This is a genomic window from Amycolatopsis sp. cmx-4-61, from assembly GCF_046548775.1.
GTDB lineage: Bacteria > Actinomycetota > Actinomycetes > Mycobacteriales > Pseudonocardiaceae > Amycolatopsis.
Genome location: NZ_JAEBEI010000001.1, coordinates 1 through 19589 on the forward strand (window position 1 = coordinate 1; position 19589 = coordinate 19589).

Below are 19589 nucleotides of genomic sequence, written 5' to 3' on the forward strand. Positions count from 1 at the left end.
AGCAGCGCCGCGAAGGACGCGCCTTCGAGCCGGGCGAGCGGGACGTCGGGGCCGAGCGCGTCGCGGATGCGGCGGCCGGCGGCGACGACCATCCGGTCGGCCCAGGCGTAGCCGAGCGCGTCGCTGACCGTCGAGAAGACGTCGAGGTCGATCCGCAGCACCACCGCGTTGGCGAAGTCCCGCAGCGGCTCCTTCGCCACCTGCCGGAAGCCCGGCCGGTTGAGGTGCCCGGTGAGCGGGTCGTGGTAGGCGTCGTGGCGCAGAGTGGCCAGCAGGCGCCGGTTGTCCAGTGACGTCGCGAGGTGGCTGGCCATCGTGCCGAGCAGCTGGACGTCGTACTTGCCGAAGCCGCGCCAGCGGGACAGCCGGTCGTGCGCCTCGACGACGCCGAGCAGCCGGTTCGCGCTGCGCAGCGGCACGACGAGCGCCTCCTGCGCGCCGCGGTCGAGCAGCGCCGCGCGGACGTCGGGGTTGGCCTCGGTGATCCGGAAGTGCCGGACGTGCGCGCCGGGCAGCCGCAGCAGCGGGTCGTCGGCGGCGGGATCCGCGACCGGCAGGTCGTCGCCGGCGACCACGACCCGCATGGTGTCCTTCGGTTCCAGCCGGAGTCTCAGCACGACGCGGCCGGCCGCGAGCTGGTCCTTGATGCGCTCGGCGATCGTGGCCCATTCGCGGACGTCGACGCCGCCGACGAGCTCGTCGGCACGGCTGGCCGGGCGGGCCGCGGCCTGCTGGCCCGAGCGGGCCACCATCAGGCTGACGTCCGAGAGCGCCTCCATGTCCCGCTGCTCGCGCAGCAGGTCGGAGTACGCCCAGTACAGCGCGGTGAGGCCGAGGAAGACGGCGAGCACCAGCGGCCACGCCTTGGGCGTGCTGGAGATGACGAGGTAGCCGGAGAGACCGACCGACGCGTTGACGAAGCCGACGACCAGGATCCGCCCGGTCAGCCGGACGGCGGTGCTGACCCGCATGCGGCGGCGCAGCACCCGGACCGCGGCCAGTGCGAGCAGCGTGCTCACCAGCGGCGCGGTCAGGGTGCCCGCCAGCGCCGCGACCCACGGGATCTTGTCGCCCGTGCCGACCAGGTGCTTCACCAGCCCGGCGACCGCGAAGGCGCCGGTGATCTCGAGCAGGAACGCGCCCGCGTTGTAGAGGACGCGGCCGGCGACCTTGCGCGCGAGCAGCGTGCCGATGCCGGCGACCAGGTGCGCGGCCAGCACCACCTCGAACGGCGCGATGAAGAACCCGATGACGAGCGGGATCTCGGTGAAGGAGATCGTCCACGAGATGCCGCTGCGGACGTCGACGTTGATGCCGAGCTGTTCGGCGAGCAGGAAGGCCACCGCGAGCACGGGCCCGATCCACAGCAGCCGGTCGTTCCACTCGAACGGCAGCCACGAGCCGACCGCGAACGCGGCGACGAGCCCGAGGCTCAGGACGGCGAAGGTGTAGACCCGGAACCGGCGTTCGTCGGTGCGGGCTTCAGCGGAGACGGGCGGTGTCCCGGAAGCGGCTCCCGGCCCGGGCTGCGCCTGCGCGACGGCGTCACCGTGGGCGTTGGTGTCCGGCATCCGACCTTCCCTCCCGGCTTGTCCACCGGTGCTGATCCGTGACTTCGGGTGTGGACAGGGGCCATACCGTACCCCGTAGGGCGTACCCGCGTCCCTTTCGAGACAGTAGGAGATCACCCCAGGGTTAACAATGCCTCGAACGCGCTGACCTGCGTGGACCAAGGGGTGAAACCGTGACACCCGGGGCTCCGCCCCGAGCCGGGGGCTCCGCCACCCGGACCCCCCGAAAGGGGAGGTGTCGTAACTAGCCCGGTTCCCTGCACACAGCGACGCGGGTAGCGCTTCAATGGGCCCCATGCACAGCGACGTGATTGCCACCGAACACGCGGCACGGCTCGCGGCGGTGGATCCCCTGCTCCCCGGTTCGACTCCCTTCGAGGCGGCGGAAAACGCCGTGGTCCTGGAGGTGGCGACGGGCGACTCGGCCGCGTCCGGGCTCGCGTCCCGCGTCCAGGTCGACCGCGACGCCCCCAACGCGCCGTGGCGGGCGCTGACCGAGCACCGGCTCGACCTCCAGCTGGCCGGGCCGCAGCCGGCGGCCGTCCTCGACGCCCTCCTCACCCGATGGGATGAACATCTGCGCGCGGTCGCTGAACCGGGTGACACGGAGACGGCGGCGATCGTGCCGCGCGCGAGCCGCGACGCGGCCGGCGGCCGCGAAATGCTGCACCACGGCTTCGCGCCGCTGCGGGTGATCGCGGTCCGGCCCGCCCAGCGGCTGGTCCCGGCGACCCCGCTCGGCACCCCGGGCGTCAAGATCCGCCGCGCCGAGCCCGGCGACCTGGAGACGGCGGTGGCGCTCGGCATGGAGCTGCACTCCTACGACGCCCAGTACGGCACGGTGAACTGGCGCACCGGCGTCGAGGACATCCTGGCCAAGGACCTCGCCGAGCAGCTGAAGCGGCCGGAGCCGCCGCTGTGGATCGCCGAGCTGTACGGCCGTCCGCTCGGCATGGTGAGCGTCCAGCACCCGGGCGAGACCGGCTGGATCAGCAGCCGCGTCGCCGCCGCGCGCGTCGGGTACCTGTCGTCACTGGCCGTGGCCGAGGCCGCCCGGTCGTCCGGCGTCGGCACGGCGCTGGCGACGCACGCCCACCAGGTCCTCGACGAGGAAGGCGCCGACGTCGTCCTGCTGCACCACGCGGCGGCGAACCCGCTGTCGACGCCGTTCTGGTACGCGCAGGGCTACCGCCCGCTGTGGACGTACTGGCAGCGTCGACCGGCTGTTCGGTGAACTACTGGTGGATTACCCGGGCCGGGCCCGGCTTATAGGCTGGCCCCCGCCGCCAGTGAGGGGAGCCCTGAAGTGACCGACCAGCGGGATTCCGCGCCGAGAGCGCCCGAGGGTGTCGACACCGAGAAGCCGTCCGCGGCCCGGATCTACGACTGGTACCTGGGCGGTACCCAGAACTGGGCCGTGGACCGCGAGTTCGGCCGGCGCATGGAGCAGCAGTGGCCGCTGGTGCGCCCGGGGTCCAAGCAGAACCGCGAGTTCATGAACCGCGCGGTCCGGGCGGCGCTGCGGGCCGGCATCCGGCAGTTCATCGACCTCGGTTCCGGCGTGCCGACGGCCGGCAACGTGCACGAAGTCGTCGAGGCGGAGCTGCCGGAGGACCACGACGCGAAGGTGGTCTACGTCGATTACGAGCCGGTCGCCGTCGCCCACGCGACGCTCATCCTCGAAGAGAGCGTGGCGACCGACTGGGCCGGCATCGTCCAGGCCGACATGCGGGACGCGAAGTCCGTGCTGCGCGCCGAAGAGACGCGGCGGCTGATCGACTTCTCGCAGCCGGTCTGCCTGATCATGGCGGCGGTGCTGCACTTCGTCGGCCCGGACGACGACCCGGAGGGGCTGCTGGCGGCGTACCGCGACGCGCTCGCCCCGGGCAGCTGGCTGGCGATCTCGCAGATGAGCGAAGGCGACGGCGACGGTCCCTACCTGGAGGGGCTGCGCTGGTTCGTCGAGCAGTACCGGAAGACGAGCAACCCGGTCTGGCTCCGCAACCGCGAGGAGATCGAGCCGCTCTTCGGGGACTGGCGGCTCCTCGAGCCCGGGATCGTGCACCTGCCGGACTGGCGGCCGGACCGGAAAATCAACGCCCTCGAGGCGGAGGCGCGTCCCTTCGCGTGGTGCGCCGTCGCGGAAAAACCCGCCTGACCTGCACCTTTGCCGATCGCTGTGGGCGAACGCACCATCGGAAACAAACGCACCCATCGGAGAGTTGAGCTAGGCAGACTCAACTACACGAGGAGTGCACATGTCCGACACCCGCCTCCTGCCCGTGCTCCCGCTCGATGACGACGTCGTGCTGCCGGGCATGGTCGTCCCGCTCGACCTGACCGACACCGAGACGCGGGCAGCGGTGGAGTCCGCCCAGGCCAAGACGCCCACCCCGGCGTCCTTCCCCGGAATCCGCTCTTCCGCGGCCCCGAAGGCCGAAGTCCTCATCGTCCCCCGCGTCCACGGCGAGTACGCCGAGCACGGCACCGTCGCCACGGTCGAGCGCATCGGCCGCGTGCCCGGCGGCAAGGCCGCCGTCCTGCTGCGCGGCACCGCCCGCGCGGTCGTCGGCCGGATCGCCGACGGCCCCGGCGCCGCCCGCTGGGTGCACGCCGAGGACGCCCCCGAGACCACGAACGACCAGACCGCCAAGCTCGCGGCCGAGTACAAGGCCGTCGTCATCTCGATCCTCCAGCAGCGCGGCGGCTGGCAGCTGATCGACGCCGTCCAGCAGGTCGAGGACGCCTCCGCGGTCGCCGACCTCTCCGGCAACGCGCCGTACCTGTCCACCGACCAGAAGCTCGAACTGCTGTCCACTTTGGACGTCACCGCGCGCCTGGAGAAGGCGCTCGAGTGGAGCAAGGAGCACCTGGCCGAGCTCGAGGTCACCGACACGATCCGCAAGGACGTCGCCGAGGGCATGGAGAAGCAGCAGAAGGAGTTCCTGCTGCGCCGCCAGCTCGAGGCCATCCGCAAGGAGCTCGGCGAGCTCGACGGCACCGCCGACGAGACGGACTACCGCGCCCGCGTCGAGGCCGCCGAACTGCCCGACGCCGTCAAGAAGGCCGCACTGGCCGAAGTGGACAAGCTGGACCGCACGTCCGAGCAGTCCCCCGAGGGCGGCTGGATCCGCACCTGGCTGGACACCGTCCTGGAGCTGCCCTGGAACGAGCGCACCGAGGACGTCTACGACATCGCGGCCGCGCGGGCCGTTTTGGACGCCGACCACGCGGGTCTGGACGACGTCAAGGAACGCATCATCGAGTACCTGGCCGTGCGCAAGCGCCGCGCGGAATCGGGCATGGGCCCGGTCGGCGGCCGTCGTTCGGGCGCCGTGCTCGCCCTCGCGGGCCCTCCCGGGGTCGGCAAGACGTCGCTGGGTGAGTCCGTCGCGAAGGCCATGGGCCGCAAGTTCGTCCGGGTCGCGCTGGGCGGCATCCGCGACGAGGCGGAGATCCGCGGGCACCGCCGCACCTACGTCGGCGCGCTGCCCGGCCGGATCGTCCGCGCCATCAAGGAAGCCGGCTCGATGAACCCGGTCGTGCTGCTCGACGAGATCGACAAGGTGGGTGCCGACTACCGCGGCGACCCGACCGCGGCACTGCTCGAAGTGCTGGACCCGGAGCAGAACCACACGTTCCGCGACCACTACCTCGAGGTCGAGCTCGACCTGTCCGACGTCGTGTTCCTGGCCACGGCCAACGCGCTGGAGACCATCCCCGGCCCGCTGCTGGACCGCATGGAGCTCGTCACGCTGGACGGCTACACCGAGCACGAGAAGGTGACCATCGCCCGCGACCACCTGCTCCCCCGCGAGCTGGAGCGCGCCGGCCTTGGCGCTTCGGACGTCGTGCTGACGGACGCCGCTTTCAGCCGGATCGCCGCCGAGTACACCCGCGAGGCGGGCGTGCGCGACGCGAACCGCACGATCGCCAAGGTGCTGCGGAAGGTCGCGACCAAGGTGGCGCTCGACGAGGTGTCGCTGCCGCTCGCGATCGACGCTGCGGACCTCGAGACCTACCTGGGCCGCCCGCGGCACATCCCGGAGTCGTCGCTCCCGGCGTCGACGCAGCGCACGGCGACCCCGGGCGTGGCGACGGGCCTGGCGGTGACCGGCGCCGGCGGTGACGTCCTCTACATCGAGGCGTCGCTGGCCGACGAGGAGTCCGGCGCGTCCGGACTGCAGCTGACCGGCCAGCTCGGCGACGTGATGAAGGAGTCGGTGCAGATCGCGCTGTCCTACCTGCGCTCGCACGGCGCGGAGCTGGAGCTGCCGGTGGGCGACCTGCGCAAGCGCGGTATCCACGTGCACGTCCCGGCGGGCGCGGTCCCGAAGGACGGGCCGTCGGCGGGCGTCACGATGACGACGGCGCTGGCGTCGCTGCTCTCCGGCCGCGTGGTCAAGGCGGACGTCGCGATGACCGGCGAGGTGTCCCTGACCGGGCGCGTCCTGCCGATCGGCGGCGTGAAGCAGAAGCTGCTGGCCGCGCACCGGGCGGGGATGAAGACGGTGATCATCCCGCAGCGCAACGAGCCGGACCTCGACGACGTCCCGGCCGAGGTGCTTTCGCAGCTCGACGTGCACGCGGTGGCGAACGTCCGCGAGGTCCTCGACCTCGCCCTGACCCCGGCTTCGACGCCGGTTTCCCAGGCGGCGTAACCCCGAGCGCCGCCATGGACGGCCGGTTTCCCTCTCCCCCAAGGGAAACCGGCCGTTCCCCTATGCGTCGAGCCGCCGGGAGGCGATGAGGTAGCCGGTGCCCAGCCACCGCTTCGCCCCGCGCGCGACCGTCGACTCCGGACGCTCCCGCCACGAGCGGTCCCGGCGCCGGACCAGCCGGTCGACCGGCGGCACGGACGCGGTGACGTCGTAGGCGACGACCTCCCCCGGCTGCAGGCCGGCGCGCCACAGCAGTTCCCGCAGGCGCCGCGGGGTGAGCGCGACGATCCCGGTGCGCCGGGCACCGTGCCGTCCGGACGGCGGAACGCCGACGAGGCGTTCCAGCGCGCCGAGGGTACGGCGCGCGGGCCAGAAAACGCCCCATTCGAAGAGCCGGTACGGGCTGCGCGGGTTGAGCATGGTCGTCACGACGAGGCCGCCGGGCCGCGTGACGCGGGCGACTTCGTGCAGGGCTTGGGCGGCATCGGCGTACTCGAGGACGCCCATGGCGAGGACGACGTCGAACTGCCGGTCGCCGAACGGCATCTCCTGGATGTCGCCCACGGCCAGCGTGACCCCGTCGCCCGCACGCGCGGCAACGGCCTCGATCATGGCGGGCGACTGGTCGCACGCGGTGATCCGGAAGTCGCCGGGCCGGCTGTCGAGCAGGTGGCGCACCATCATGCCCGGCCCGCACCCGACGTCGAGCAGGTCGCCGCCGGCACACCCGGCGAGCACCTGGTCGATGGCGTAGCGCCGCGAATGGTGGTACCGCGCGGTGGGTCCCCATCCGGCGTGGTCGTCCGCGTAGCCGGCAACGAGCGCGGGCTCGGCGTACTGCACCCGCACCAGCTCCTCGCGGACGGGCCGCGTCGTCACGGGAATGGACATGGTTGTGCCTCCAACGACTCGGTGGAATCCCCGGCAGCCCTGCACCCCGAGACTGGGGTCGAGTCGCTCAAGAAATGCGTTACGAGTGATTCCGGAAACCGATCGAAAGGCGCAGCGTCCGTTGCCCCGAACCGGCGAGCAGGGACCTCCGACGTGCGGCTTTGCCGGGATGACCCGGCGATAACGCCCATCCGGCACATAGCCGACCACCAGGCCTTATTCGGCCGTCCAGATTTCTGGAACCAATTCTCTTCGACCCAGAAAGGCGCGGCAAGGCAGAAGTGACCACGGCCGGGGGTCCAGGGGGCGGAGCCCCTTGGCGGGGGTTTGGGGGTTCGACCCCCAAAAGGCATAACGGGAGAGAGCCTCGACTGCGCTTTTCGCAGTCGAGGCTCTCTCCCGAACGAACGTGGCGGGTGAGGGATTCGAACCCCCGTAGGCAATGCCAACTGGTTTACAGCCAGTCCCCTTTGGCCACTCGGGTAACCCGCCCAGGCCGGTCGTCCCGGCCGGGGAGAAGCTTACCCAACACCCCCGAGCAGGGGTCAACCGGGATACCCGTCCCCCGGCAGGGGCTAGGCTGGGAGGCCCCTGACAAGCGAGTACGAGGTGTGAGGACACGTGGCGGATCCCTCTTTCGACGTCGTGAGCAAGGTCGACCGCCAGGAGGTGGACAACGCGCTCAACCAGGCGAGCAAGGAGCTGGGCACGCGGTTCGACTTCCGCGGCACCGGCACGACGATCAACTGGGCCGGCGAGGAAGCGCTCACGATCGAGTCCGAGACCGAGGAGCGCGCGCTCGCGGCGGTCGAGGTGTTCAAGGAGAAGCTGATCAAGCGCAGCATCTCCCTGAAGGCGTTCGAAGCGGGCGAGCCGGCCCTGTCGGGCAAGATCTACAAGATCTCCGGCAAGATCCTCCAGGGCATCGCCTCGGACAAGGCGAAGCAGATCGCCAAGTTCATCCGCGACGAAGGCCCCAAGGGCGTCCAGGCCCAGATCCAGGGCGACCAGCTGCGGGTGTCGGGCAAGAAGAAGGACCAGCTGCAGGAGGTCATCGCCCTGCTGAAGGGCAAGGACTTCGAGATCGCGCTGCAGTTCACCAACTACCGGTGACGCCGCCGCGGGCACCCGGTCGCCGGGTGCCCGCTCAGGACGGGGTCAGCGTCCAGCTCGCCTCGTAGCCCGCCACCTGCAGCAACGCCGGTCCGTGGACGTCCCGCTCCACCGCCAGGTCGCCGATCTGGTTGACGATCAGGTCGCGGGTCTCCGGCGACAGCACCCACAGCCCCACGTTGCCGCGCGTCCTGGCCGTGAACTTCACCCGCGTCACCCCCGCCGGGAGCTTCAGGACCGCGTCCCCCTTGCCCGGCGCCTCCTGGCCGCTCGCCGCCGTCGGGACGCTTCGGTGGTCCGCGATCGTCGCCGTCCAGGGGGCGTTCGCGTGGACCGTCACCCGCGTCACCGGGCGGCGGGGGTCCGTGTTGAACCACTTCGTGCCCTGGTACGCGCCGATCGCGTTCACCAGGCCGTGGTCGCCGCCGTCGGTGTCGATGATCACGTTGGACGTGCACTTCGGGCACTCGAACGTGAAGAAGCCCAGCTGGTCCGCCGGCCACGTCGTCGCGAACTCGCCGCTTTCCGTGCCCGTGTGCGTCTCGGACGGCACGTCGCGAGGGGCCGCGGGCGCCGTCGGGGGAGCCGCCGCCGCAGGGGACGTCGGATCCGCGACGATCGTCCCGTAGCCCGTCGCCGGCGCGCACGCCGACGCCCACACCAAGACCAGCAGCAACCCCAGCCGCATCTTCACTGTTCCCCCTCGACGGTCCCTCCGGTGACTTTCGGCCCCGACAGCGGCTTCGTTACCCGAACGCGTGAATGCGTCCCGTGCCCTCCGTCCGGCCGTGTTGTAATCGCGCGGTCACCGCGTGGAGGGGGTCTGGTTGCGCCGCTGGCTGGTCTTCGTGCTGACGCTCACCGCCGTCGCTTCGCTGCTGACGCCGGCGCGCGCCGCCGAGCGCAAGCAACTCGTCCCCGGTTTCGGCGCGTACCCGCGGCTGATCCGCCTCGAACACGGCCGCGGGCGGATCATTGCCACCCTGACCAGCGAAGACGCCGACGGCAAGTTCACCCCCGTCCTGGAGAGCACCGACGAGGGCGAGTCGTTCCACCGGATCGGCGCGATCCGCGACCCCGAGGGCCGGACCGGCATGTGCTGCGGCACCGTCTACGAACTGCCGGAGCGCGTCGGCAGGCTCCGCGCGGGCACGCTGCTGTGGGCCGCCTCCTACCGGCAGGACGCCGGCCCGCAGCGCCGCATCGGGATCCGCGTCTGGGCCAGCAAGGACGGCGGCCACTCCTGGAGCTTCCTGTCCGAGGCCGCGCGGTCGCACAACTTCGACGGCATGTGGGAACCCGAGTTCACCGTGGACGCCGGCGGCACCCTCTGGCTCCACTTCGCCGACGAGACGCAGGCGCCGAAGTACGCGCAGGTGCTCAACCGGGTCGCCTCGACCGACGGCGTCACGTGGGGCACCAAGCAGCTCACCGTGGCGATCCCGCCGGACCGCGTCCGCCCGGGCATGCCGATCATCCGGCGGCTGCCGGACGGCCGGTACTACTTCGCCTACGAGATCTGCAACTTCCGCGACCGCTACTGCGACCCGTACTTCAAGATCTCCGACGACGGCGCCAACTGGGGCGACCCCGCCGACCCCGGCACCCGGGTCGAAACCGCCACCGGCAACTACTTCCAGCACGCGCAGACGATCACCCTGTTCCCCGGCGGCCCGAACGGGGTGCGGATCGTCATGGTCGGGCAGATCTACACCGACGCGAAGGGGGTGCCGCAGCCCGGGAACGGCCAGGTGCTGCTGGCCAACGACGACTTCGGCAGCGGCCACTGGTACGAACTGCCCGCTCCCGTCCACATCAGCGGCGTCGCCAACTACTTCTGCCCCAACTACTCCTCGACGCTGCTGCCGGTCGACGACGGCCGGAACGTGCTCGAGATCGCCACCGAGGACGACTCCGGCTGCAAGGCCTACTTCGGTAAGGGATCCGTCCTCTAGGGGCGGCCCGTAGGGTGAGGAGGTCTCAAGCCACGCCGAAAAGGGAGGCCGTCCATGAAGGGCATCGTGCTGGCCGGAGGCAGCGGGACACGCCTGCACCCGATCACCCAGGCGGTGTCCAAACAGCTGCTGCCGGTCTACGACAAACCGATGGTCTACTACCCGATCTCGGTGCTGATGCTGGCCGGGATCCGCGAGATCCTCGTCATCTCCACCCCCACCGACCTGCCGATGTTCCGCAGGCTGCTGGGCAACGGCGACCAGTTCGGCGTCTCCTTCTCCTACGCCGAGCAGCCGAGCCCGAACGGGCTGGCCGAGGCCTTCGTGATCGGCGCGGACTTCATCGGCGACGACGACGTGGCGCTCGTCCTCGGCGACAACATCTTCTACGGCCAGGGCTTCTCCGGCCGCCTGCAGCAGGCCGTGCGCGAACTCGACGGCTGCGTCCTGTTCGGCTACCCGGTCAAGGACCCCGAGCGCTACGGCGTCGGCGAGGTCGACGCGGCGGGCAAGCTGCTCACCATCGAGGAAAAGCCGCTGAAGCCGCGCTCGAACAAGGCGATCACCGGGCTGTACTTCTACGACAACGAGGTCGTCGACATCGCCCGCGCGCTGAAGCCGTCGGCGCGCGGTGAGCTCGAGATCACCGACGTAAACCTGACCTACCTGCGCCGGGACCGCGCCACGCTCGTCGAGCTCAGCCGCGGGTTCGCCTGGCTCGACACCGGCACGCACGACTCGCTGCTCGAAGCCGGCCAGTTCGTGCAGGTGCTGGAGCACCGCACCGGCGTGCGCATCGCCTGTCTCGAGGAGATCGCCCTGCGGATGAACTTCATCGACGCCGACGAGTGCTACGCGCTGGGCGCGAAGCTGGCGAAGTCCGGCTACGGCGACTACGTGAAGGCCGTCGCCGTGGCGGCGGGCGCGTCGGCCTAGAACGGGCGCCGGGCCATCTCCTCGAGCCGCGCGATGCGGTCGGAGATCGGCGGGTGGGTCGAGAACAGCCTGCTCAGGCCCTCGCCGGGGCGGAACGGGTTCGCGATCATCAGGTGCGACTGCGACACCAGCTGGGGCTCGGCGACCAGCGGCCGCGCCCGCGTCCCGGCGTCCAGCTTCCGCAGCGCCGAGGCCAGGCCCAGGGGGTCGCCGGTCAGCTCGGCCCCGGACGCGTCGGCCTGGTACTCCCGCGACCGGCTCACGCCCATCCGGATGACGGCCGCCGCGATCGGCCCGACGAACACCAGCAGCAGGCTGAGCAGGGGGTTCCCGTCGCGGTTGTTGCCGCCGAAGAACAGCGCGATGTTCGCGAGCACGCTGATCAGGCTGGCCAATGCGCCGGCCACGCACGAGATCAGGATGTCGCGGTTGTAGACGTGCGACAGCTCGTGGCCGAGCACGGCCCGCAGCTCCCGCTCGTCGAGCAGGTCGAGGATGCCGGTGGTGCAGCACACCGCCGCGTGCCGGGGGCTGCGGCCGGTCGCGAACGCGTTGGGGGCGACGGTCGGGCTGATGTACAGCTGCGGCATCGGCTGCCGCGCCACCTGCGCGAGCTCGCGCACGATCCGGTACATCGCGGGCTGCTCGACCTCCGACACCGGCCGCGCCCGCATCGCGCGCAGCGCCAGCTTGTCGGAGTTGAAATAGGCGAACGCGTTCATCCCGAGGGCGACGACCAGCCCGATGACCAGTGCGCCGCGGCCGAACAGCCCGCTGATCGCGACGATGATCGCCGACAGCAGGCCGAGCAGCAATGCCGTCTTGAGTCCGTTCTGGTGCCCGTGCACGTGCGCTCGCCTCCGTCCGCTGTCCCGAGTGGGTTTACCCAGTGGAAACAACGCGATCGGGCGACGCGAAGTTCCTTCACGTGGGGCGGGCGACGGTTACGCTCGAACGGCGAAACGATCACGAGCGGAGGCGCCGATGGGAGCTCGCCGGCTACGTCGACGCACCCTGTTCGCGCTGGTCACGGCGGGTTTCGGCACCCTCGTCCTGCCCGGCGCGGCGCGGGCGGAGGGCGTCCGCTCGATCGACGTCGGCGGCAGCCCGGGCGGGATCGCGGTGAACCCGGTCACGGGCCTCGCGTACGTCACCGACGCCGAGGCCGGGACGGTGGCCGTGGTGGATCCGCGCAGCGCGTCGGTCGCCGACGTGATCGACGTCGGGGGCGAACCCGGCGACGTCGCGATCGACCCGAAGGCCGGCCGGGTCTACGTCGCCAACCCGCCGGCGGGCACGGTGGTGGTGCTCGACACGCGGACCCACGACCTGGTGAGCGTGATCGGCGCGGGGGCCGGCGCCTCGGCGCTCGCGGTCGACGAATCGGCCGACCGCGTCTACGCGGCCAGCGGCACCACCGGCACGCTCGCCGTGCTCGACGGCGTGAGCTGCACGCTCGCCGCGCTCGTCCCGGGCCCGAAGCCGGGGTTCGCCGGGATCGGCGTCGACCCCGGCCGCAAGCTGGCCTACTGCGCGAGCCCGGCCACCGATTCGGTCGAGGTGTTCTCGGCCGACAGCGGGACGTTCGTCGCTTCGGTGAAGGTCGGGCGCAGTCCCACCGACGTCGCGGTGCACCACGCGAGCGGAACGGTGTACGTCGCGAACTCCGGCATCCACCACATGTCCATTGTGGACTCCGCGACGCGCACCGAGCGCAAGACCGTGCTGCTGCGCAGCGAATCCTCCGCGCTGGCGGTGCACCAGGGCAGCAACACGGTTTACACCAACGGCGGCCAGAACGGGCTCACCCGCGTCGACGGGACGGCGGGCACGCTGAGCGGCGAGCTGTCGCTCGGCGTGAACCCCGGCGATGTCGCCGTCGACCAGCGAGCGCGCACGGTGTGGGTCACCGACCCCCTCCACGGCCGGGTCTTCTTCGTCCGCGATTTCTGACCCGGTGTCACTCCAGGTATACGGTCGGGAAGCATGAAACTCGGACTGCAGATCCCGGACTTCACCTGGCCGAACGGCGCTTCCGCGCTCGGCGCCGACCTCGCCGCCGTCGTCCGCGCGGGCGACCAGGCGGGCTTCGACTCCATCGCCGTGATGGACCACTTCTTCCAGATCGGCGCCGTCGGCCCGACCGAAAACGACATGCTCGAGGCGTACACCACCCTCGGCTTCATCGCCGCGCACACCGAGCGCGCCAAGCTGCTCACCGTCGTCACCGGTGTCCTCTACCGGCACCCCGGCCTGCTGGCCAAGGCGATCACGACGCTGGACGTGCTGTCCGGCGGCCGTGCGGTCCTCGGCATCGGCGCGGGCTGGAACGAGGAGGAGTCGCGCGGGCTCGGCTTCCCGTTCCCGTCCGTGGCCGAGCGGTTCGAACTGCTGGAGGAAAACCTCCAGTACGTGCTGCAGATGTGGGCCGAGGGCGACGCGCCGTTCAAGAGCAAGCACTTCGACGCCGAACGGCTGCTGAACGTGCCCCAAGCGCTGCAGAAGCCGCGTCCGCTCATCATGATCGGGGGCGGCGGCGAGAAGAAGACGCTGAAGCTCGTCGCGAAGTACGCCGACGCGTGCAACCTCTTCAACGGGCCGGACCTGGAGCGCAAGCTCGACGTGCTGCGGCAGCACTGCGAGAACGAGGGCCGCGACTACGACTCGATCGTCAAGACCGTCTACCACATCCTGGACGTCGGCGAGAACGGCGAAAAGGCCGGCGAGCTGGTGGCCGAACTGGAACGGCTGAACGGGCTCGGCATCCAGGTCGCGCTCGGGATGGTGCCGCACGTCCACCGGCCCGCGGTGCTGGAGAAGTTCGCCACCGAGGTCATCCCGGCGGCGGAGAAGATCGGCTGAACCCCCTTCGGAAGGAGCCCTCTCCGCTGTCCGGCGGGGAGGGCTCCCGTGCGTTCAGCCGTCCTTCGCGACCACCCGGGTCAGGGCCGCTACGCCGATTCCCACGACGGCGAGCGCGATGCCCGCGACCAACCAGCCCAGCAGCGCCAGCACCGCGCCCGCAACCGCGAAGAGCGCGAACTCCAGCAGGAAGCGGGCCGGTTCCGGGAGGCGACGGCGGGCTCGGGGCGCGATGAACAGGCCCCAGAGCGCGGCGGCCGCCACCGGCAGCAGCACCGCGTCCACCACCGCCAGCGCGACGCCGCTGCCGAGCTGGGTGCCCGCCAGGGCCAGGCCGCCGAGCAGCGCCAGCTCGGTCAGGAAGCGGACGGTCAGCACCACGCCCGCGAACCCGCCCAGGCGGGGAGCCGGATCCGGAGTCATCCCGCCAGCCTAGGAGGAGGTCCACTGTGGACGTTACGGGTTCGGCCGGGTACGGTTGGTGATCCCCGCCACAGTTGCTCCGTTCAGGTTGCGGTTCCGAATCGGTCCACTACCCGCTCCCGCGTCGCTGTAACGACCTCCCGGCGCCGGTCGACGTGTCAGGTGCACATCGCGACCGCGAGCCAAGGAGCCTGGTAGATGACCACATGTCGACTCTGCGGTTCGACAAACACGGCCAGTGTCGTGGACCTCGGCGCGACTCCCCCGTGTGAGCGATTTTTGACGGCGGAGCAGCTCGACGAACCGGAGGCCACCTTCCCGCTCCACCTGAAGGTGTGCACCGACTGCTGGCTCGCCCAGATCCCGCCGCTGATCGACCCCGACGACACCTTCACCGAGTACGCGTACTTCTCGTCCTTCTCGACGTCGTGGGTGGAGCACGCGAAGCGCTTCGTCGACGGCGCCGTCGAGCGGCTGGGGCTCGGCGAGAAGTCCTTCGTGGTCGAGGTCGCGAGCAACGACGGGTACCTGCTCAAGCACGTCGTCGGGCACGGCATCCGGTGTCTGGGCGTGGAACCTTCGGTGAACGTCGGGCAGGCGGCGCGCGACGCCGGGGTGCCCACCCTGACGGCCTTCCTCTCCGAGGAAACCGGCCTGAAGGTGCGCGAGGAGCACGGGCCGGCCGACCTCGTGGCCGCGAACAACGTCTACGCGCACATCCCGGACGTCCTCGGCTTCACCAAGGGCCTGCGTGCCCTGGTCGCCGACGACGGCTGGGTGTCCATCGAGGTCCAGCACCTGCTCACGCTGATCGAGAAGAACCAGTACGACACGATCTACCACGAGCACTTCCAGTACTACACGGTCGAATCCGCCCGCCGCGCGCTGGCGACCGGCGGGCTGACCGTGGTCGACGTCGAGCTGCTGCCGACGCACGGCGGATCGATCCGGCTGTGGGCGCGGCCCGCGGAGGTGGCGGGCGAGCCCAGCGAGCGGATGACCGACGTGCTGGAGCGCGAAAAGGCCGCCGGGCTGCACGAGCTGTCCGGCTACACCGAGTTCGCCGAGCGCGTCACCCGCGTGCGGCTGGACCTGCTGAAGTTCCTGATCGAGGCGCGGGGCGAAGGCAAGACCGTCGTCGGCTACGGCGCCCCGGGCAAGGGCAACACCCTGCTGAACCACTGCGGCATCCGGACGGACCTGCTGCAGTACACGGTCGACCGCAATCCGTACAAGCACGGCCGGTACACGCCGGGCACGCGCATCCCGGTGCTGCCGCCGGAACGGATCGAAGCGGACCGGCCCGACTACGTGCTCGTCCTCCCGTGGAACCTCCGGGAGGAACTGACCGGGCAGCTCTCCCACATCGGGTCGTGGGGCGGCAAGCTCGTGTTCCCGATTCCCCACTTGGAAATCGTCGAGGTGCAGTGACGTGAAGGTCGTTCTCTTCTGCGGTGGCTACGGGATGCGGATGCGCAACGGCGCGGCCGACGACGTCCCGAAGCCGATGGCGATGGTCGGTCCGAGACCGCTCATCTGGCACGTGATGCGCTACTACGCGCATTTCGGCCACACCGAGTTCATCCTGTGCCTCGGCTACGGCGCGGCGCACATCAAGAACTTCTTCCTGAACTACCAGGAAACCATTTCCAACGATTTCATCCTGCGCAACGGGCAGGCGGAGCTGCTGTCCACCGACATCGCGGACTGGACGATCACCTTCGTGCAGACCGGCATCGAGTCGCCGATCGGCGAGCGGCTGCGCCGCGTGCGCCCGTACCTCGAGGGCGAGGAAATGTTCCTCGCGAACTACGCCGACGTCCTGTCCGACGTCCCGCTGCCCGACATGATCGAGCGGTTCTCGAACTCGGACACGGGCGCGTCGATGATGGTCGTGCCGCCGCAGTCGTCGTTCCACTGCGTGGAAATGGACGAGGGCGGCAAGGTCGGCTCGATCACCGCGGTGAGCGAGATGCCGCTGTGGGAGAACGGCGGCTACTTCGTGCTGCGCCAGGAAGTCTTCGACCACATCCCCGAGAACGGTGACCTGGTCGCCGACGGCTGCGGCGAGCTGGCCAAGCGCGGCCGGCTGCTGGCCTACCCGTACCGCGGCTTCTGGAAGCCGACCGACACGGTCAAGGAGCGGGCGGCACTGGACTACGCCTACAGCCACGGCGAGCGGCCGTGGGCGCTGTGGGAGAAGCAGCCCGCGGCGAGCATCGCGTGATCGGGCTCCGACCGGGCCGGCTCGGCAGCGTCGTCGCCCTCGGCGCGCACTGCGACGACATCGCGATCGGCGCCGGCGGCACCCTGCTGACGCTGTGCGAGTCGCGGCCGGGCCTGCGGGTCGACGCCCTGGTCCTCTCCGGCGGCGGCACGCCCCGCGAGGACGAGGAGCGGGCGGCGCTGGCCGCGTTCTGCCCGGGCGCCGAGGTCGACGTCACGGTGCTGAAGCTGCCGGACGGGCGCTTCCCAGCCCACTGGGAAGAGGCCAAGAACGCCCTGGAAGAGCTGCGGCGGCGGACCGACCCGGACGTCATCCTGGCCCCGCGCACCGACGACGCGCACCAGGACCACCGCGGCCTCGCGAAGCTGGTCCCGACGGCGTTCCGCGACCACCTGGCGCTCGGCTACGAGATCGTCAAGTGGGACGGCGACCTCGGCAGCCCGGCGGTGTACCAGCCGCTGTCCGACGAGATCGCGGAAGCGAAGGTCCGGCTGCTGCAGGAGCACTACGCCTCGCAGCGGCACCGGCCCTGGTACGACCGCGAGGCCTTCCTCGGGCTGGCCCGCATCCGCGGGATCGAAGCCGCCGCGAAGTACGCCGAAGCGTTTTTCGTCAAGAAACTCACTCTCGATCTGAAGGGCTGAATCCGATGCGGGTGTTGCTGACGGGGCACAAGGGCTACCTGGGGACGGTGATGGCCCCGGTGCTCGCCGCCGCCGGCCACGAAGTCACCGGCCTGGACTCCGGGCTGTTCGAGGACTGCCTGCTCGGGCCCGCCCCCGCCGACCCGGCCGGGCACGCCGTCGACCTGCGGGACGTCACCGCCTCCCACGTCGAAGGCTTCGACGCGGTGATCCACCTGGCCGCGCTGTCGAACGACCCCCTGGGCTCGCTCGCGCCGGAGCTGACCTACGACATCAACCACCACGCGTCGGTGAAGCTCGCGAAGCTGGCGAAGGACGCCGGCGTGCAGCGGTACCTCTACGCGTCGACCTGCTCGGTGTACGGCGCGGGCGGCGACAACCTCGTCGACGAGGACGCCCCCCTGCGGCCGGTGACGCCGTACGCGGAGTCGAAGGTGCGTGTCGAGGCCGACGTCCACGAGCTCGCCGACGACGACTTCACGCCGGTGTACATGCGCAACGCGACGGCGTTCGGCTACTCGCCCCGCCTGCGCGGCGACATCGTGCTGAACAACCTGACCGCGCACGCCCACCTGTCCGGCGAGGTGCTGGTGCTGTCGGACGGCACGCCGTGGCGGCCGCTGGTGCACGCCCAGGACATCGCGCGCGCGTTCACGGCGGCCCTGACGGCGCCGAAGGAAGCCGTGCACAACAAGGCGTTCAACATCGGCACCGAGGACAACAACGTCACCGTGGCCGAGATCGCCCAGGAGGTCGTCGAGGCCGTGCCGGGCTCGACGCTGAACATCACCGGCGAAGCGGGCGCCGACCCGCGCTCCTACCGCGTCGACTTCTCGCGCTTCCGCGAGGCCGTCCCGGGCTTCGCCTGCGAGTGGTCGGTCAAGGACGGTGCCGTCGAGCTCATCGAGGCCTACCGCAGGTTCGGGCTCACCCGGGAGTCGTTCCAGCAGCTGTTCACCCGGCTGGCCTGGCTGAAGAGCGAGGGCGAAGCCGGCCGCGTCGACGACACCCTGCGGCGGCGGTAGTGGCGGCCCCGCAGCTGCGGACCGGGGCGGAACTGCACGCCCTGGTCGAGCGGCTGTACCCGATCTGCCGCAGCATCACCGGCGACGGCGTGCGGCAGACCCTGGACATCATCGGCGAGCACATCGCGCTCGAGCGGCACGAGGTCCCGACCGGGACGGCGGTGCTGGACTGGACCATCCCGCAGGAGTGGAACATCCGGGACGCCTACGTCGCCTCGCCGTCCGGTGAGCGCGTGATCGACTTCCAGGAGCTGAACCTGCACGTCGTCGGGTACAGCGTCCCGGTGTCGCGGCGGATGCCGCTTAGCGAGCTGCGGGAGCACCTGCACACGCTGCCCGACCAGCCGTCGTGGGTGCCCTACCGGACCAGCTACTACGCCCCGGCCTGGGGGTTCTGCCTCGCGCAGGAGAAGCTCGACGCGCTGCCCGACGGCGACTACGACGTCGTCATCGACTCGACCCTGGCCGACGGTTCGCTGACCTACGCCGAGCACGTCGTGCCCGGCCGCGTCACCGACGAGGTCATCGTGTCCTGCCACGTGTGCCACCCGTCGCTGGCGAACGACAACCTGGCCGGCATCGCGGTGGCCGTCTCGCTGGCCCAGCAGCTGGCCCAGACGCAGCCGCACTACACGTACCGGTTCCTGTTCATGCCGGGGACGATCGGCTCGATCACCTGGCTGGCCCGCAACGCTTCCCGGATCGGGAAGGTGCGGCACGGCCTGGTGCTGGCGTGCGCGGGCGACACGGGCGCGTTGACGTACAAGAAGTCCCGCCGGGACGACGCCGAGATCGACCGCGTGATGCAGCACGTGCTGCGCTCGCGGGAACATCGAGTCGTCGACTTCTCGCCGTACGGCTACGACGAGCGCCAGTTCTGCTCGCCGGGCTTCAACCTCGGCGTCGGCTCCCTGACGCGGACGCCGTACGCGGGCTACCCCGAGTACCACACCTCCGCCGACAACCCCGGTTTCGTGTCGCCCGCGGCCATGGAGGACACGCTCGGGACGCTTCTCGACGCCTTCGGCGTCCTGGACCGCAACCGCCGGTACGTCAACCTGAGCCCGTACGGCGAGCCACAGCTCGGCAAGCGCGGGCTGTACGACTCGCTCGGCGGCCGCAGCGACGCCAAGCAGGCCCAGATGGCGATGCTCTGGGTGCTCAACCTCTCCGACGGCTCGCACAGCCTGCTCGACATCGCCGAGCGCGCGGAGCTCCCGTTCGACATCGTCGACGTCGCGGCCCGGGCGCTCCTCGACGCCGGTCTGGTCAAGGAGTGAG

18 protein-coding genes and 1 tRNA gene are annotated in these 19589 nt (G+C 70.8%); 13 read left to right on the forward strand and 6 right to left on the reverse strand.

What is annotated here, in order from left to right:
* A partial coding sequence (locus ACLJOU_RS00005; RefSeq protein ID WP_410561664.1) for a diguanylate cyclase domain-containing protein occupies positions 1 to 1571 on the reverse strand: 1571 nt, incomplete at its 3' end.
* 286 nt (positions 1572 to 1857) lie between these two features.
* On the opposite strand from ACLJOU_RS00005, the gene ACLJOU_RS00010 reads away from it, so the two are divergent.
* The 3 genes from ACLJOU_RS00010 (at position 1858) to lon (ending at position 6232) form a co-directional block, all read left to right on the forward strand.
* Positions 1858 to 2805, forward strand: a complete 948-nt coding sequence (locus ACLJOU_RS00010; protein ID WP_410561665.1) for a GNAT family N-acetyltransferase — start codon at positions 1858 to 1860, stop codon at positions 2803 to 2805.
* Positions 2806 to 2877: 72 nt separating this feature from the next.
* A complete protein-coding gene (locus tag ACLJOU_RS00015; protein ID WP_410561668.1) occupies positions 2878 to 3729 on the forward strand; it encodes an SAM-dependent methyltransferase in 852 nt (283 codons plus the stop codon).
* Positions 3730 to 3829: 100 nt separating this feature from the next.
* Entirely contained in the window at positions 3830 to 6232 is a 2403-nt protein-coding gene (gene lon / locus ACLJOU_RS00020) for an endopeptidase La (RefSeq protein WP_410561671.1), read from the forward strand.
* A 60-nt stretch (positions 6233 to 6292) separates the two neighbouring features.
* Here the strand turns inward: lon and ACLJOU_RS00025 are convergent, their stop codons facing one another.
* Positions 6293 to 7123 carry a class I SAM-dependent methyltransferase gene (locus ACLJOU_RS00025; RefSeq protein WP_410561674.1) on the reverse strand — a complete coding sequence of 277 codons (831 nt, stop codon included), beginning with the start codon at positions 7121 to 7123 and terminating at the stop codon, positions 6293 to 6295.
* Positions 7124 to 7533: 410 nt separating this feature from the next.
* Positions 7534 to 7615: transfer RNA gene (locus tag ACLJOU_RS00030), tRNA-Tyr, on the reverse strand.
* Between the two features lie 129 nt (positions 7616 to 7744).
* On the opposite strand from ACLJOU_RS00030, the gene ACLJOU_RS00035 reads away from it, so the two are divergent.
* Positions 7745 to 8236: a YajQ family cyclic di-GMP-binding protein gene (locus ACLJOU_RS00035; RefSeq protein ID WP_176173343.1), complete on the forward strand. Its 492-nt coding sequence runs from the start codon at positions 7745 to 7747 to the stop codon at positions 8234 to 8236.
* Between the two features lie 34 nt (positions 8237 to 8270).
* Here the strand turns inward: ACLJOU_RS00035 and ACLJOU_RS00040 are convergent, their stop codons facing one another.
* The gene (locus tag ACLJOU_RS00040; RefSeq protein ID WP_410564630.1) at positions 8271 to 8924 is read right to left on the reverse strand and encodes a hypothetical protein; all 654 of its coding nucleotides are present in this window, start codon (positions 8922 to 8924) and stop codon (positions 8271 to 8273) included.
* A gap of 139 nt (positions 8925 to 9063) precedes the next feature.
* Between ACLJOU_RS00040 and ACLJOU_RS00045 the strand changes: the two genes are divergently transcribed.
* Together ACLJOU_RS00045 and rfbA are read left to right on the forward strand one after the other, a co-directional pair.
* Positions 9064 to 10191 (forward strand): exo-alpha-sialidase, encoded by a 1128-nt coding sequence (locus ACLJOU_RS00045; RefSeq protein ID WP_410564631.1) that lies wholly within the window; start codon positions 9064 to 9066, stop codon positions 10189 to 10191.
* Positions 10192 to 10245: 54 nt separating this feature from the next.
* A complete protein-coding gene (rfbA, locus tag ACLJOU_RS00050; protein ID WP_410561676.1) occupies positions 10246 to 11127 on the forward strand; it encodes a glucose-1-phosphate thymidylyltransferase RfbA in 882 nt (293 codons plus the stop codon).
* Here the strand turns inward: rfbA and htpX are convergent.
* Positions 11124 to 11975, reverse strand: a complete 852-nt coding sequence (gene htpX / locus ACLJOU_RS00055) for a zinc metalloprotease HtpX (RefSeq protein ID WP_410561679.1) — start codon at positions 11973 to 11975, stop codon at positions 11124 to 11126. The two genes, rfbA and htpX, sit on opposite strands and share 4 nt — an antisense overlap.
* Positions 11976 to 12111: 136 nt before the next feature.
* Here htpX and ACLJOU_RS00060 point away from each other — a divergent pair, with 136 nt between their 5' ends.
* On the forward strand, positions 12112 to 13080 hold the full coding sequence (locus ACLJOU_RS00060; protein ID WP_410561682.1) for a YncE family protein: 969 nt from the start codon (positions 12112 to 12114) through the stop codon (positions 13078 to 13080).
* Positions 13081 to 13113: 33 nt separating this feature from the next.
* Positions 13114 to 13989 (forward strand): LLM class F420-dependent oxidoreductase, encoded by an 876-nt coding sequence (locus ACLJOU_RS00065; protein WP_410561684.1) that lies wholly within the window; start codon positions 13114 to 13116, stop codon positions 13987 to 13989.
* A gap of 54 nt (positions 13990 to 14043) precedes the next feature.
* Here the strand turns inward: ACLJOU_RS00065 and ACLJOU_RS00070 are convergent, their stop codons facing one another.
* Positions 14044 to 14412: a YrdB family protein gene (locus ACLJOU_RS00070; RefSeq protein WP_410561687.1), complete on the reverse strand. Its 369-nt coding sequence runs from the start codon at positions 14410 to 14412 to the stop codon at positions 14044 to 14046.
* Between the two features lie 198 nt (positions 14413 to 14610).
* Between ACLJOU_RS00070 and ACLJOU_RS00075 the strand changes: the two genes are divergently transcribed.
* The 5 genes from ACLJOU_RS00075 to ACLJOU_RS00095 are packed head-to-tail and all read left to right on the forward strand — an operon-like array spanning position 14611 to position 19588.
* The gene (locus ACLJOU_RS00075) at positions 14611 to 15843 is read left to right on the forward strand and encodes a class I SAM-dependent methyltransferase (RefSeq protein WP_410561688.1); all 1233 of its coding nucleotides are present in this window, start codon (positions 14611 to 14613) and stop codon (positions 15841 to 15843) included.
* A gap of 1 nt (position 15844) precedes the next feature.
* Positions 15845 to 16639 carry a glucose-1-phosphate cytidylyltransferase gene (locus ACLJOU_RS00080; RefSeq protein ID WP_410561691.1) on the forward strand — a complete coding sequence of 265 codons (795 nt, stop codon included), beginning with the start codon at positions 15845 to 15847 and terminating at the stop codon, positions 16637 to 16639.
* Positions 16636 to 17283: a PIG-L deacetylase family protein gene (locus ACLJOU_RS00085; RefSeq protein WP_410561693.1), complete on the forward strand. Its 648-nt coding sequence runs from the start codon at positions 16636 to 16638 to the stop codon at positions 17281 to 17283. Before ACLJOU_RS00080 ends, ACLJOU_RS00085 begins: the two co-directional genes overlap by 4 nt.
* A 5-nt stretch (positions 17284 to 17288) precedes the next feature.
* Positions 17289 to 18308 (forward strand): NAD-dependent epimerase/dehydratase family protein, encoded by a 1020-nt coding sequence (locus tag ACLJOU_RS00090; RefSeq protein ID WP_410561695.1) that lies wholly within the window; start codon positions 17289 to 17291, stop codon positions 18306 to 18308.
* Positions 18308 to 19588: a DUF4910 domain-containing protein gene (locus ACLJOU_RS00095; protein ID WP_410561698.1), complete on the forward strand. Its 1281-nt coding sequence runs from the start codon at positions 18308 to 18310 to the stop codon at positions 19586 to 19588. The genes ACLJOU_RS00090 and ACLJOU_RS00095 overlap by 1 nt, the downstream gene beginning before the upstream one ends.
* Position 19589 lies beyond the last annotated feature (1 nt).